Genomic DNA, 13,044 nt, shown 5'->3' on the forward strand with positions numbered 1-13,044 from the left:
ATCGTGGTGGGCAGTAGCAGCAAGCCCACCGCCGGGGCGGGAAGGGGAGGTCCGTGAAGTTCGCCAGACTGGCCGTCGGCGCATGCCTGGGCTTGGCCGTGGCGGGGTGTGCGGACCACACCGGCATCGACGCCGGCGCACCGGCGCCCTCCGCGGTCGCCGAACGAGGTCCCGAGTCGCCCGGTCAGGCGACCACCGGGTTCGGCACGCAGCGCGTCTGGGCCGGCGGGATGGCCGTGACCGTGTCGCAGCCGACCTCGCTCAAGCCCAGCGACACCTCGTTCCCGGAGTCGCCGCGCACCGCCGTGTTCACGCTCACACTGGTGAACGGCACCGAGGAGGTCTACCGCACCAGCCTGCTCGCGGTGCGGGCCGAGGTCGCGGGCACGCCGGTGGCCGAGGTGCGCGACTCGGTGCAGGGCCTCAACGGGATCGCGGCCGCCGTCAGCGAGGTCGCGCCCGGCAACGAGACCGTGCTGACCATGGCTTTCGCCGTGCCCGAGCACCCCGTGCCGCTGCGGCTGGTGATCGAGCCGAACGGGGCCGGGCAGGAACCGAGCGCCACGTTCGAGGGCATGACCTGACCTGTAGCGTCTGCGCCCATGACCGAGCAGAAGCGCCTGTCCCCCGGCGACCAGGCCCCGGCGTTCACGCTGCCCGACAGCGAGGGCAAGCCCGTCTCGCTGTCCGACTACCTCGGCCGCTCCGTGGTCGTCTACTTCTACCCGGCCGCGAGCACGCCGGGGTGCACCAAGCAGGCGTGCGACTTCCGCGACAGCATCGGCGAGCTGGCGTCCTCCGGCTACGACGTGGTGGGCGTCTCGCCGGACAAGCCGGAGAAGCTGGCCGCGTTCGCCGCCGCCGAGGGCTTGAACTTCCCGCTGCTGTCCGACGTCGACCGCAAGGTGCTCACCGAGTGGGGCGCGTTCGGGGAGAAGCAGAACTACGGCCGGACCGTCATGGGCGTGATCCGGTCCACCTTCCTGGTCGACCCCGAGGGGAAGGTCGCGAAGGCCATGTACAACGTCCGCGCCACCGGGCACGTGGCCAAGCTGCTGCGCGAGCTGCCCGCCTGACCACCCGCCCGGCCCGCCGGGGTCAGGCCTGGGCCGACGCCCGCAGGTGCGGCAGCAGTCGGCGCAGCGCGCGACCCCGGTGGGACAGCGCGTCCTTCTCCTCCGGCGACAGCTCGGCCGACGTCGCGTCGTGGCCCTCCGGGCGGAAGACCGGGTCGTAGCCGAAGCCGTTCCCGCCGCGCGGCTCGCGGGTGATCGCGCCCCGCCACTCGCCGCGCACCACGACCTCCTCGTCCGCCGAGACGAAGGCCGCCGCGCACACGAACGCGCCGCCGCGGCGCTCGTCCGGCACGTCGCGCAGCTGCCCGAGCAGCAGCTCCGTGTTGGCGAGGTCGTCGCCGTGCCCGCCGGACCAGCGCGCCGACAGCACGCCCGGCATCCCGTTGAGCGCGTCGACCGCGATGCCCGAGTCGTCCGCGACCGACGGCAGGCCGGTGGCGTTGAACGCGTCCCGCGCCTTGGCCAGGGCGTTGCCCTCGAACGTCGGCTCGGTCTCCGGGGCCTCGGGGAACTCCGGCACGTCGTCCAGGCCGACGACCTCGATGCCCTCCAGCCCCTCGGCCAGCAGGATGCGGCGCAGCTCGCCCAGCTTCTTCTTGTTGCGGGACGCCAGCAGCAGCTTCACCGCTTCCTCGCCTTCGGCTCGGGCAGCACACCGGGGTAGGGCAGGGCCAGCGCCTCGGACTGGAGGCGGTTGAGCTCCGCGCACCCGGCCAGCGCCAGGTCCAGCATCTTGTCCAGGGTCGAGCGCGCGAACGTGGCGCCCTCGCCGGTGCCCTGGACCTCGATCAGGGTGCCCGCGTCGGTGGCCACCACGTTCATGTCGACCTCGGCCCGCGAGTCCTCCTCGTACGGCAGGTCGAGCCGCACGCGGCCGTCCACCACGCCCACCGACACCGCCGACACCGCGCACGACAGCGGCTGGGGGTCGGCGAGCCGGCCGGCGGCCGACAGCCAGGTCACGGCGTCGGCCAGGGCGACGTACGCGCCGGTGATGGCGGCCGTGCGGGTGCCGCCGTCCGCCTGGATCACGTCGCAGTCGATGACGATCGTGTTCTCGCCCAGCGCGGCCAGGTCGATGCAGGCGCGCAGCGCGCGGCCGATCAGGCGGCTGATCTCGTGCGTGCGGCCGCCGATGCGGCCCTTCACCGACTCCCGGTCGCCGCGGGTGTGCGTCGCCGACGGCAGCATCGCGTACTCGGCGGTCACCCAGCCCAGCCCCGAACCGGACCGCCAGCGCGGCACGCCCTCGGTCACGCTGGCCGCGCACAGCACCCGGGTGTTGCCGAACTCGATCAGCACCGACCCGGCGGGCCACTGCTGGAAGCCGCGGGTGATCCGGATGTCGCGCAGCACGTCGTCGTTCCTGCCATCGCTCCTCAGCACGGCACTACCCTATTGCGCTGAACCCGGGGACGGCCCACCGGCGTAGGGAGAGGCATGGCACTCGCGAGCGACCTGGTGAAGATCTTCGACCTCCCCGCGCACCCGCTGCTGGTCCACGCGGTCGTGGTGCTGCTCCCGCTGGCCGCCGCGGGCGCGGTCGGCCTGGCCGCGGTGCCGCGCTGGCGGCGGCGCTACACGTGGCCGCTGCTCGGCGTGACGGTGGCGGGTGTCGGCTCCGTCCCGCTGGCGCAGTGGTCCGGCGACCAGCTCCACGCGCGGTTCGCCGACCTGGGGAATCCCCTGATCGAGCGGCACGCGTCGCTGGGCAACGACCTGCTGCCGTTCGCGCTGGGCTTCGGCGTGGCGGTGGTCGCGCTGCTGGTCGCGGGCCGGCTGGCCGACCGCGAGGGCGCGGCCGCGGCCGACGACGCGAACGTGCCCCGGACGTGGCGGCGGATCTCCGCGGTGGTGGCGGTGCTGGTGATCGCGGCGGGCGCGGCGGCGACCGTGCAGGTGGTCCGCATCGGCCACAGCGGCTCGACGGCCGTGTGGGACGGCATCGGCGACTAGGGCCGGTCGGGCAGGACCAGCGGCGTCGGCGGCGCCTTCTTCAGGGTGCGCGTGACGGTGCACAGCTGCTCGACCGCCCGCCGCACGACCTGCTCCAGCGCCGCCAACTGCTCGTCGTCCAGTCCCGAGGTGTCGTAGTCGAGGGTGACGGGCACCGCGTCCAGCTCGTGCGCGCCCTCGGGCCGCACGTCGTCCGCGCGCGCCACCAGCCGCCCTTCCCCGACCCGGCGCGTCACCAGCGTTTCCGCGGTCACCGCCGCGCAGCCGGCCGCCGCGGCGAGCAGCAGCTCGACGGGCGAGAAGGACCCCTCCGCGCCCGCGCGGCCGACGCGCACCGAGGCGCCCCGGTCGTTCTCGGCCACGAAGTCGTGCCGGCCGACCCGGCGCACCTCGACGTTGGACACCCGACCGACGTTAGTCGATCCGGTCCTTGGTGGCGGCCGCGATCTTGCGGACGTACGAGATGTCGCCGCAGTCCTCGTCCAGGCGGTCCTGCTTGATCTCCAGGAAGAGCCTGCCCAGCTCGTCGCGGCGCGGGTCGGCCACCTGCTCGCGGGCGTCGTTGAGGATCGTGCGCTCCTCCTCGTCCACGTGGTGGTTGAGCGCCTCGACCAGCTCCTCCAGCTTGCTCTCCCACTCCTCGGACTCGGTGTCGCTGATCTCCATCAGCGCGAGCAGCGCCTGGTGGCCCTCGGCGTGCTCCTCGGCGCCGTGGTCGACCTCGTCGTTGTCGACCTCCTTGTAGCGCTTGAGGGCCGGGTACACCTCGGACTCCTCGGCCTCCGCGTGGGCCACGAGCAGCGCGGCCAGCTCCCCGAGCAGCGCGGTCCGGTCGGAGTTCCGGTCGCGCAGTTGGCGGAACAGCTCCTCGAACCTGCGGTGGTCTTCGAGGATCAGTTCGACGACGTCAGTTGCCATGGCCGCCGATTACCCGCGCCACCGGCTCGTCAACCGCGTAGGTGTCGCCCGCGGCGACCAGCCCCACGGGGCCCTTGAACCGGCCGCGCGCCTCGGCCAGCACGGCCTCCTTGTCGGTCCACGGGGCCACGTGGGTGAGCAGCAGGCGGCCGACGCCCGCGGCCTCCGCGAGGTCGCCCGCCTGCACGCCGGACAGGTGGCGCCCCGCCGGCCGGTCGTCGGCGTGGGTCCAGGTCGCCTCGGACAGCAGCACGTCCACGCCGTCGGCCAGGGTCCGCAGCGCGTCGCACGGCCCGGTGTCGCCGGTGTAGGCGAGGGTGGCGGACCTGGTGGCGATGCGGAACCCGTAGGCCTCGGTGGGGTGGTCGACGAGGACCGGGGTGATCTCGAACGGGCCGACGCGGAACGGGTCGCCGTCGACGAGGGTGTGGAACTCGAAGACGTCGGACAGGTCCGCGGTGCGCAGCTCCTCCTCCGTCTCCGCGTAGGCGCGGGCGAACCGGTCGGCGCTCTCGGACGGCCCGTGCACGGGCAGGCGGCGTTCGGCCGTGTCGTAGGGCGGGTCGGTGTGGTAGCGGCGGATCACGGTGAGGGTGGTGAAATCGCTGCAGTGGTCCGGGTGCAGGTGGGAGAACAGCAGCGCGTCCATCGAGAACGGGTCGTGGCGCGCTTGGAGCGCGGCGAGCACGCCGCTGCCCAGCTCGATCGCGAGCCGGCAGCCGTCCGCCTCGACGAGGTAGCCGGATGCGGGGCCGTCCGGTCCCGGCAGGCTGCCCGAGCAGCCCAGGATGGTCAACAGCACCCGGCGAGCGTGCCGGCTCAGCAGTGGGCGCGAAAGGACGCGTTTTCCAACTGGGGCAGGAATCGGCGGGCGAGCTTGGCGAACGCGCCCACGTCGCCGGTGCACGAGAACACCTGGTCGGGCGCGCCCGTGCGGAACAGGTCGCGCTCGGTGAGCACCCGCACCACGTCCTTGACCGTCTCCTCGGCGCTGGAGACCAACGTCACGTCGTCGCCCATGACGAGCTGGACCACGCCGGTGAGCAACGGGTAGTGCGTGCAGCCGAGGACCACGGTGTCGACCCCGGCGCGCTGGAGGGGTTCGAGGTAGGACTGGGCGAGGCCGAGGACCTGGCGGCCGGAGGTGGTGCCGCGCTCGACGAAGTCCACGAACCGGTGGCAGGGCACGGCGGTGACCTCGACGCCGCGGGCGGCGGCGAACGCGTCCTGGTAGGCGCCGGAGGTGACGGTGCCGCGGGTGCCGATGACGCCGATCCGGCCGGTGCGGGTGGTGGCGACCGCGCGGCGCACGGCGGGCAGCACGACCTCGACCACCGGGATGTCGTAGCGCTCGCGGGCGTCCCGCAGGCAGGCGGAGGAAGCCGTGTTGCAGGCGATGACCAGCAGCTTCGCCCCGTCGGCCACGAGCCGGTCGGCGACCTTCAGGGCGTGCTCGCGGACCCGGGCGATGGGCTGCGGGCCGTAGGGCGCGTTCGCGGTGTCCCCGACGTACCTGATCCGCTCCTCGGGCAACTGGTCCATGATCGCCCTGGCGACGGTCAGACCCCCGACGCCGGAGTCGAAGATCCCGATGGGCGAATCGGCGCTTGGCGTCACGCGTCGAGGTTAGCCCTGGCGTCGCGGGCCACGCCCCAGGCCGCGAGCACGCCGCCGAGCGCGCCGAACAGGTGGCCCTCCCACGAGATGCCGGGCTGGCCGGGCAGCACGCCCCACAGCGCGGTCCCGTAGAGGGCGAAGACGACCAGGGCGACCGCGATCTGCCACGGGCTGCGCGCGAACAGGCCGCGCACCAGCAGGAACGCCAGGAAGCCGAACACCAGGCCGGAGGCGCCGATGTGGCTGCCGGTGGAGCCGACCACCCAGGTGCCGAGCCCGCCGGTGAGCCAGATGACGGCGGTGACCTGGAGGAACTGCCCGATCCCGCCCGAGGTGGCGAGGAAGCCCAGGACGAGCAGCGGCACGGCGTTGCCGGTCAGGTGCGCCCAGTCCGCGTGCAGGTAGGGGTACCAGAGGATGTTGTCCCACTCGGAGAAGTCGCGCGGGATCACGCCGTCGTCGTTGAACCGCCCGCCCAGCACCACGTCCACGGCCTCGACCGCGTACAGGAACCCGACGAACCCCAACACCACCACGGCGGACACCAGGGGCCTGGCCGGCACCACCCTCTTGACCGCAGGCACACCCCTCGACCCGCCACTCTCCACCCCTCCAATCTACGCGGCCCCCACCAAACCCCGCGTGTCCTCCACTGGGGCATCGCGTGTCCTCCACTCAGGTCGCGCGTGTCCTCCACTCCGACACCGCGAGTCGCACACTCGGCGCACGAAAGCGGTGCCCGAGCGGTGGACACGCGATGTCGGACCGGAGGACACGCGATGTCGGACCGGAGGACACGCGATGCGCGAGTGGAGGACACGCGGTGGGACGTAGGGTGGGGGTGTGATCGAGGTGGCGGTGCGGGTCGAGGCGGCCTTAGGCGAGGCGCCCACGTGGGACCACGCGAGCGGGACGTTGCTGTGGGTGGACGTGCTCGGCAGCGAGGTGCACCGCTACAACCCCGGGCGGGGCGACGACGCCGTGCTGGAGGTGCCGCAGCACGTGGGCGCGGCCAAGCCGCGGTCCAGGGGCGGGCTGGTGCTCAACCTGCGCGACGGGATCGCGCTGCTGGACCCGGACGGGACCAGGACCTGGCTGGTCTACTGGGCCCGGGACGGGGTGCGCGGCAACGACGCGGCGATCGACCCCTCCGGGCGGCTGTGGGCGGGCACCATGCGCTACGACGAGGAGCCCGACGGCTGGCTCGCCCGCGTCGAGCCCAACGGCGACGCCAAGGTCGTCCTGGACAAGCTCGGCGTCAGCAACGGCATCGGCTGGAGCCCCGACGCCACCCTCATGTACCACGTCGACTCGGCCGAGCGCCGCGTCGACGTGCTCGACTTCGACCGCGACACCGGCGAGGCCACCAACCGCCGCCCGCTCACCCGGGTCCACCGCGGCCTGCCGGACGGGCTCACCGTGGACGCGTCCGGCGCGGTCTGGGTGGCGCTGTGGGGCGGTGCGGCCGTCCACCGCTACACCCCGGACGGCGAGCTGGACCTCGAACTCGAACTGCCGGTCGGCCAGCCGACCGCGTGCTGCTTCGGCGGTCCCGACTTCACCGACCTGTACGTCACCAGCGCCCGCACCGGCCTGTCCGGCGACGCGCTGAGCGAGCTGGCGGGCTCCGTCCTGGTGCTGCCCGGCGTCGGGGAGGGGCTGCCGTCCACCGCCTTCGCCGGCTGACGGCCGGGGGGCGTCGTCAGCCGATCTCGTAGAGCTCGCCGGGCGCGGCCAGGACCACCGGGCCGTCGAACGCGGTCACCGCGTCGGCCAGCACGCCGTCGCGGTCCGACCACGGCAGCACGTGCGTCAGCACCAGCCGACCCACCCCCGCGGCCGCCGCCACCGCGCCCGCCTCCCGGCCGCTCATGTGCAGGTAGTCGGCCCGGCCGGCCTGCTCCCGCCACGCCGAGTCGGCCAGCAGCAGGTCCGCGCCGCGCGCCAGGTCCACCAGCTCCTGGCACGGCACCGTGTCGCCGGAGAACACCAGTGACGCGCCGCCGTGCGTCAGGCGGAACGCGTACGCCTCGCAGATGTGCCGCATCGCGGCCACCTCGACCTCCACCGGCCCGACCCGGTACGAGCCGGGCGCGAGCGGCACGAAGTCGAACGCCTCCTCCAGCCGCAGCACGGCCAGCTCGGCGCGGCTCGCGGCGTGCGCGGCGGCCAGCCGGGACGGCGCGTGCGCCGGCGCGAGCACGGGCAGCCTGCGCTCGGTCACGTCGTACGGCGGGGCCGGGTGGTGGCGCCGGTGCACGGTGAGCGCGCTGAAGTCCGCGCAGTGGTCGAGGTGCAGGTGCGACAACAGGACGGCGTCGAGGTCGAACGGGTCGCAGTGCCGCATCAACGCGCCGAAGACGCCGCTGCCCAGTTCCATCACGATCCGGACCCCGCCCGCCTCCACCAGGTACCCGGAGGTGGGCAGACCGGGCCCCGGCGCGCTACCGGCGCACCCGAGCACCCTCAATTGCATGGCCGGAACGATAGCAGCCCGCTGTCTGCAAAAATGCGGAAAGACTGTGGCGAGAAGCTGCCGATATCAGTGGCACACGGGTTCACTCGAATGCATCAGCGGGAGTGCGGGTGGCGGTCGAGATCGAGCGGGAGTTCCCCTTGGAACGGAACCCGATTGGCCCTCGACAGACCTCGGGTCGATGCGACGGATCGAGTTCGAACAGGCTTGTCTACGGCTTGCCGAAGCCGAGGAGAAGCGCGTCAGGCGGTGTGCCCCGCCCTGCCGGGTGCGCGAGGTGACCGCCGAACCGGCTTATCGCGACGCGCTGATCGCGTTGGGCTGAACGGGCGGCGGCGTTGAACGGACGGCGGTAATTCGTGGAAGTGCGCGACATCTCGGCGTTCGTGGCCGACTACCGGTCGGGTAACGACTTCGCGCTGGTCGATTGCCCGCGCCGGGTGGTGGCGCCGGAATTCCCGCCGAGGCCACACGTGTGGCCTCCCGGGTCCGAATACCCGGCGCCGGCGGAGAACGCGCACAACCGCCGGCGGGATTTCGCGGCGGCGGTGCTCGCGGGCGGTTACCGGTTCCGGGGGTGCGCGCACGGCGCGCGGGGCGACGACTTCGCCCTCGCCCCGCTGCCGCGCGAGCAGGTGGCGCGAATTGGCTCAGGTGCTCGACCTGCGCTGACCGTCGTCGGTCGTCGCGGCGCGCTGTTCCAGGGCGGCGAGGTGCTCCGTCCAGCGGTAGGCGCGCGGCAGCAGGTCGACCACGGCCACCGCCTCGTCCTCGGCCACCAGCACGCGGACGCCGGGCATCAGGTCGGACAGCACCTGGCGGCACCGGCCGCACGGGACGAGCACGCCCGTCGCGTCCACGGCCACCAGCGACTCCAGCTCGTAGGCGCCCTCGGCCGCCGCCGCGCCGATGACGACCAGCTCCGCGCACGGGCCGCCCGCGAAGTGGAAGACGTTGAGGCCGGTGAACACGCGCCCGTCCGGCGCGAGGCCGGCGGCGGCCACGTTGTGGTGCCGCCACCGGGTGCGGGCGCGCCCCGTCCGCAGGGCCGTCGCCAGCAGGTCCCGTTCCGACTCGGTCGGCAGCACGCGGGCGATCTTACGAAAGTTTCCCCGCGACGACTAAGCGGCCGAACGGGTGTTTTGCCTGTTGTTCCAGCTCATTAGGCCATTTGAGATTCGCAACTTCCACGAAACTCATTGTCCGGACACCGTGAGCAGACACATAGTGACGAGATCCTTACACCGTTTTGAGGAGCAACGATGCTCTGGAGAACCCTCCTCGCCGCCACGCTCATGGTGGTCGCTCTTCCGGTCACCACGTCCACGGCGCAGGCCGCGCCGTGCAACGGCTACGTGGCGCTGACTTACGACGACGGGCCGAACGGTCAGTACACCCGCCCCCTGCTCACCGCGCTGCGCTCGGCGGGCGCGCGGGCGACGTTCTTCGACATCGGCCGGAACGTGCAGCAGCAGCCCGGCCTGGCCCGCGAGGTCGCCTCGGCGGGCATGTGGATCGGCAACCACTCCTGGTCGCACCCGTACCTGACGAACCTGGGCGCGTCCCAGGTGGCGACCGAGCTGTCCTCCACCCAGAACGCGATCCGCAACGCCACCGGCCAGACGCCGACGCTGTTCCGGCCGCCGTACGGCGCGACGAACGCGACCGTGCAGAACGAGGCCCGCAAGCTCGGCCTGACCCAGGTCACCTGGTCGGTCGACACGCGGGACTGGAGCGGGGCCTCCACCGACGCCATCGTGAACTCGGCCACCGGCTCGAACGCGGGCGCGATCGTGCTCATGCACGCCGCCTACCAGGCGACCGTGAACGCGGTGCCGCGGATCGTGCAGGGCCTGGCGGCCAAGGGCCTGTGCCCCGGCCGGATCAACACCAGCGGGCAGGTGGTCGCCCCGTGAGGAAGGCGCTCCTCGCGCTGGTCACCTCGGTGACCGCGGTCGCGGCGTTCGCGCTCGCGTTCGCCGCCGCGCCGCAACCGGCGTCGGCCGCGGCGCTGACCGAGGTCACGGGCTTCGGCTCGAACCCGAGCAACCTGCGGATGCACCTGTACGTGCCCGACCGCACGCAGGCGCGCCCGCCGGTGCTGCTGGCGGTGCACTACTGCACGGGCACCGGGCAGGCGTTCTACTCCGGCACGGAGTTCGCGCGCCTGGCCGACCAGCACGGGTTCATCGTCATCTACCCGACCGCGACGCGCTCCGGCGGCTGCTACGACGTGTCCTCGCCGCAGGCGCTGCGCCGCGACGGCGGCAGCGACCCGGTGGGCCTGATCTCGATGGTCCGCCACGTGCTCCAGCGCTACAACGGCGACGCGAGCCGCGTGTTCGTCACCGGCGTCTCGTCCGGCGCGATGACCACGAACGTGATGCTGGCCAACTACCCCGACGTGTTCGCCGCGGGCGCGGCGTTCGCGGGCGTGCCCGCGAGCTGCTTCGCCACCACCGACGGCTCGTCGTGGAACAGCGCGTGCGCCAACGGCCAGGTGAACAAGACCCCGCAGGAGTGGGGCAACCTGGTGCGCGGCGCCTACCCGGGCTACAGCGGCGCCCGGCCGCGGGTGCAGATCTGGCACGGCACCGCGGACGACACGCTGCGCTACCCGAACTTCGCCGAGCAGGTCGAGCAGTGGACCAACGTCCACGGCCTGTCGACCACGCCGACCTCGACGGACTCGCCGCAGTCGGGCTGGACCCGCACGCGCTACGGCGACCAGGTCGAGGCGATCTCGATGCAGGGCACGGGGCACAACGTGCTGGGTTCCGGCATGGCGCTGCGCGCCGTCCAGTTCTTCGGCCTCGACCGCGGCGGCCCCACGAGCACGACGACCACCACGACCACCACCGGTGACCAACCGGCCGGCGCGTGCCGGGTCTCCTACGCGGTCAACGCGTGGAACACCGGCCTGACCGCGACCATCACCATCACCAACACCGGCTCCACCGCCGTCAACGGCTGGCAGCTCGCGTTCACCCTGCCGAGCGGCCAGACCGTCACCGGCGGCTGGGGCGCGACCTGGTCGCCGACCAGCGGTGCGGTGACCGGCCGCAACGTGGCCTACAACGCCGCCATCGCCCCGAACAGGTCGATCGGCGTCGGCCTCCAGGCCACGCACGGCGGCAACACCGGCAAGCCCACCTCGTTCACCTTGAACGGGGCGGCCTGCGCCGTCGCCTGACCCCGGCGGAACGGAGAGGGGCCCCGCGCCGGTTCGCGCGGGGCCCCTCCCGTCTCGCGGTTCAGGCCCAGAGGTGGCCGTCGAGGCGTTCGGCGGCCTCGTCCAGGGTGCCCGCGTACGCGCCCGTGGACAGGTACTTCCAGCCCGCGTCGGCCACGACGAACGCCACGTCCGCGGTCTCGCCCTTCTTGACCGCCTTCTCCGCCGCGGCCAGCGCCGCGTGCAGGATCGCGCCGGTGGAGATGCCCGCGAAGATGCCCTCCACCTCCAGCAGCTGCCGGGTGCGGCGCAGCGCGTCGTACGAGCCGACCGAGTAGCGGCCGGTCAGCACGGTCTCGTCGTACAGCTCCGGCACGAAGCCCTCGTCGAGGTTGCGCAGGCCGTAGACCAGCTCGCCGTACCGCGGCTCGGCGGCGACGACCTGCACGTCCGGCTTGTGCTCGCGCAGGTACCGGCCGACGCCGACCAGCGTGCCGGTGGTGCCGAGGCCCGCGACGAAGTGCGTGATCGTCGGCAGGTCCTTGAGCAGCTCGGGCCCGGTGCCGTGCTGGTGCGCGGCGGCGTTGGCCGGGTTGCCGTACTGGTAGAGCATGACCCAGTCGGGGTGCGCCTCGGCCAGTTCCTTGGCCTGCGCCACCGCCTGGTTGGAGCCGCCCGCGGCGGGCGAGAACACGATCCGCGCGCCGTACGCCTGGAGCAGCTGCTTGCGCTCGGTGGAGGTGTTCTCCGGCATCACGCACACCAGGCCGTAGCCCTTGAGCTTGGCGGCCATGGCCAGGGCGATGCCGGTGTTGCCCGACGTCGGCTCCAGGATCGTGCAGCCCGGGGTCAGCACGCCGGTCCGCTCGGCCTCCTCGATCATCGCCAGCGCCGGGCGGTCCTTGATCGAGCCGGTCGGGTTGCGGTCCTCCAGCTTCGCCCACAGCCGCACGTCCTTCGACGGCGACAGCCGGGGCAGGCCCACCAGGGGCGTGCCGCCGACCGCGTCGAGCAGCGATTCGTACCTGGCCACGGCGGATCAGCCGCCCGCGACGGCCGGCAGGATCGTGACGGTGTCGCCGTCCTTCACCGCGGCGTCGAGGCCGCCGGCGAAGCGCACGTCCTCGTCGTTGACGTAGACGTTGACGAAGCGGTGCAGCGAGCCCTCCTTGACCAGGCGCTGCTTGAGGCCACCGTGGTTGCCCTCCAGGTCGTCGATCACCTCGGCGAGCGTGCTCCCCGACGCCTCGACGGACTTCTGCCCGCCGGTGTGCGTGCGCAGGATCGTGGGGATGGAGACGGTGACGGCCATGCTGGAACCTCCGAGGAACCGGGTTGGGGTGAAGAGGGGTGGGACGCGCGGCCGTCAGGGACGGTGGGGCGTGTCGTCGGCCCCGGTGTGCGAGAACATGTACGACTCGACGACCTCGACCGGCTCCTCGGTCACCACACCGTCCACGATCCGGTACGAGCGCAGCTCGTGCTGCTCGGGGTCGCGGGTGGAGATGAGCACGTAGTGCGCCTGCGGTTCGCTCGCGTAGGAGACGTCCGTGCGCGACGGGTACGCCTCCGTCGCGGTGTGCGAGTGGTAGACGACGATGGTTTCCTCGTCGTTCGCGCTCATCTCCCGGTGGACGCGCAACTGCTCCATGGAGTCGAAGCGGTAGAAGGTCGGCGAGCGCTCGGCGTTGTCCATCGCGACGAAGCGCTCCGGGCGGTCGGAGCCCTCGGGGCCCGCGATGATCCCGCAGGCTTCGTCGGGGTGGTCACGACGGGCGTGCGCCACCATCGCGTCGACGAGGTCACGGCGAATCACCAGCACGCCCTCA

Annotated in this window: 19 protein-coding genes; 7 read left to right on the top strand and 12 right to left on the bottom strand. The window is 72.8% G+C overall.

Features of this window, described 5'->3' with window-relative positions:
• Nucleotides 1–53: 53 nt before the first annotated feature.
• Complete coding sequence (locus ABD223_RS15190; RefSeq protein WP_344036827.1) at nucleotides 54–584, top strand: hypothetical protein; 531 nt, start codon at nucleotides 54–56, stop codon at nucleotides 582–584.
• Nucleotides 585–602: 18 nt separating this feature from the next.
• Nucleotides 603–1,076: a thioredoxin-dependent thiol peroxidase gene (bcp, locus tag ABD223_RS15195; RefSeq protein WP_344036828.1), complete on the top strand. Its 474-nt coding sequence runs from the start codon at nucleotides 603–605 to the stop codon at nucleotides 1,074–1,076.
• 22 nt (nucleotides 1,077–1,098) lie between these two features.
• Here the strand turns inward: bcp and rdgB are convergent, their stop codons facing one another.
• Entirely contained in the window at nucleotides 1,099–1,701 is a 603-nt protein-coding gene (rdgB, locus tag ABD223_RS15200) for an RdgB/HAM1 family non-canonical purine NTP pyrophosphatase (protein ID WP_344036829.1), read from the bottom strand.
• Nucleotides 1,698–2,462: a ribonuclease PH gene (gene rph / locus ABD223_RS15205; protein WP_344036830.1), complete on the bottom strand. Its 765-nt coding sequence runs from the start codon at nucleotides 2,460–2,462 to the stop codon at nucleotides 1,698–1,700. Before rph ends, rdgB begins: the two co-directional genes overlap by 4 nt.
• Before the next feature lie 54 nt (nucleotides 2,463–2,516).
• Here rph and ABD223_RS15210 point away from each other — a divergent pair, with 54 nt between their 5' ends.
• Entirely contained in the window at nucleotides 2,517–3,032 is a 516-nt protein-coding gene (locus ABD223_RS15210; RefSeq protein ID WP_344036832.1) for a DUF2231 domain-containing protein, read from the top strand.
• Here the strand turns inward: ABD223_RS15210 and ABD223_RS15215 are convergent.
• The 5 genes from ABD223_RS15215 to ABD223_RS15235 are packed head-to-tail and all read right to left on the bottom strand — an operon-like array spanning nucleotide 3,029 to nucleotide 6,151.
• Nucleotides 3,029–3,436: an OsmC family protein gene (locus tag ABD223_RS15215; RefSeq protein ID WP_344036834.1), complete on the bottom strand. Its 408-nt coding sequence runs from the start codon at nucleotides 3,434–3,436 to the stop codon at nucleotides 3,029–3,031. The two genes, ABD223_RS15210 and ABD223_RS15215, sit on opposite strands and share 4 nt — an antisense overlap.
• Before the next feature lie 10 nt (nucleotides 3,437–3,446).
• On the bottom strand, nucleotides 3,447–3,950 hold the full coding sequence (locus ABD223_RS15220) for a hemerythrin domain-containing protein (RefSeq protein WP_344036836.1): 504 nt from the start codon (nucleotides 3,948–3,950) through the stop codon (nucleotides 3,447–3,449).
• Nucleotides 3,940–4,752 carry an MBL fold metallo-hydrolase gene (locus ABD223_RS15225; RefSeq protein ID WP_344036837.1) on the bottom strand — a complete coding sequence of 271 codons (813 nt, stop codon included), beginning with the start codon at nucleotides 4,750–4,752 and terminating at the stop codon, nucleotides 3,940–3,942. The genes ABD223_RS15220 and ABD223_RS15225 overlap by 11 nt, the downstream gene beginning before the upstream one ends.
• Before the next feature lie 17 nt (nucleotides 4,753–4,769).
• The gene (murI, locus tag ABD223_RS15230; protein WP_344036838.1) at nucleotides 4,770–5,567 is read right to left on the bottom strand and encodes a glutamate racemase; all 798 of its coding nucleotides are present in this window, start codon (nucleotides 5,565–5,567) and stop codon (nucleotides 4,770–4,772) included.
• Nucleotides 5,564–6,151 (bottom strand): rhomboid family intramembrane serine protease, encoded by a 588-nt coding sequence (locus ABD223_RS15235; protein WP_344036839.1) that lies wholly within the window; start codon nucleotides 6,149–6,151, stop codon nucleotides 5,564–5,566. Before ABD223_RS15235 ends, murI begins: the two co-directional genes overlap by 4 nt.
• A gap of 259 nt (nucleotides 6,152–6,410) precedes the next feature.
• Here ABD223_RS15235 and ABD223_RS15240 point away from each other — a divergent pair, with 259 nt between their 5' ends.
• Nucleotides 6,411–7,253 carry an SMP-30/gluconolactonase/LRE family protein gene (locus ABD223_RS15240; protein WP_344036841.1) on the top strand — a complete coding sequence of 281 codons (843 nt, stop codon included), beginning with the start codon at nucleotides 6,411–6,413 and terminating at the stop codon, nucleotides 7,251–7,253.
• 16 nt (nucleotides 7,254–7,269) lie between these two features.
• Here ABD223_RS15240 and ABD223_RS15245 read toward each other — a convergent pair whose 3' ends face one another.
• Nucleotides 7,270–8,043 (bottom strand): MBL fold metallo-hydrolase, encoded by a 774-nt coding sequence (locus tag ABD223_RS15245; RefSeq protein ID WP_344036842.1) that lies wholly within the window; start codon nucleotides 8,041–8,043, stop codon nucleotides 7,270–7,272.
• A 181-nt stretch (nucleotides 8,044–8,224) separates the two neighbouring features.
• Between ABD223_RS15245 and ABD223_RS15250 the strand changes: the two genes are divergently transcribed.
• Nucleotides 8,225–8,368 carry a hypothetical protein gene (locus ABD223_RS15250; protein ID WP_344036843.1) on the top strand — a complete coding sequence of 48 codons (144 nt, stop codon included), beginning with the start codon at nucleotides 8,225–8,227 and terminating at the stop codon, nucleotides 8,366–8,368.
• Nucleotides 8,369–8,693: 325 nt separating this feature from the next.
• On the opposite strand, the gene ABD223_RS15255 is transcribed toward ABD223_RS15250, so the two are convergent.
• Nucleotides 8,694–9,131 (bottom strand): cytidine deaminase family protein, encoded by a 438-nt coding sequence (locus ABD223_RS15255; RefSeq protein ID WP_344036844.1) that lies wholly within the window; start codon nucleotides 9,129–9,131, stop codon nucleotides 8,694–8,696.
• 174 nt (nucleotides 9,132–9,305) lie between these two features.
• On the opposite strand from ABD223_RS15255, the gene ABD223_RS15260 reads away from it, so the two are divergent.
• Both ABD223_RS15260 and ABD223_RS15265 read left to right on the top strand, forming a co-directional pair.
• Nucleotides 9,306–9,959, top strand: a complete 654-nt coding sequence (locus ABD223_RS15260; RefSeq protein ID WP_344036845.1) for a polysaccharide deacetylase family protein — start codon at nucleotides 9,306–9,308, stop codon at nucleotides 9,957–9,959.
• Complete coding sequence (locus ABD223_RS15265) at nucleotides 9,956–11,236, top strand: extracellular catalytic domain type 1 short-chain-length polyhydroxyalkanoate depolymerase (RefSeq protein ID WP_344036846.1); 1,281 nt, start codon at nucleotides 9,956–9,958, stop codon at nucleotides 11,234–11,236. Before ABD223_RS15260 ends, ABD223_RS15265 begins: the two co-directional genes overlap by 4 nt.
• Nucleotides 11,237–11,297: 61 nt before the next feature.
• Here the strand turns inward: ABD223_RS15265 and ABD223_RS15270 are convergent, their stop codons facing one another.
• The 3 genes from ABD223_RS15270 to ABD223_RS15280 are packed head-to-tail and all read right to left on the bottom strand — an operon-like array spanning nucleotide 11,298 to nucleotide 13,037.
• A complete protein-coding gene (locus tag ABD223_RS15270; protein ID WP_344036847.1) occupies nucleotides 11,298–12,248 on the bottom strand; it encodes a PLP-dependent cysteine synthase family protein in 951 nt (316 codons plus the stop codon).
• Between the two features lie 6 nt (nucleotides 12,249–12,254).
• Nucleotides 12,255–12,527, bottom strand: coding sequence for a MoaD/ThiS family protein (locus ABD223_RS15275; RefSeq protein WP_344036848.1), 273 nt, complete (start codon nucleotides 12,525–12,527; stop codon nucleotides 12,255–12,257).
• Between the two features lie 54 nt (nucleotides 12,528–12,581).
• Nucleotides 12,582–13,037 carry a M67 family metallopeptidase gene (locus ABD223_RS15280; protein WP_344036849.1) on the bottom strand — a complete coding sequence of 152 codons (456 nt, stop codon included), beginning with the start codon at nucleotides 13,035–13,037 and terminating at the stop codon, nucleotides 12,582–12,584.
• Between the last annotated feature and the right edge of the window lie 7 nt (nucleotides 13,038–13,044).

The organism is Saccharothrix xinjiangensis, assembly GCF_039527585.1.
Lineage (GTDB): Bacteria > Actinomycetota > Actinomycetes > Mycobacteriales > Pseudonocardiaceae > Actinosynnema > Actinosynnema xinjiangensis.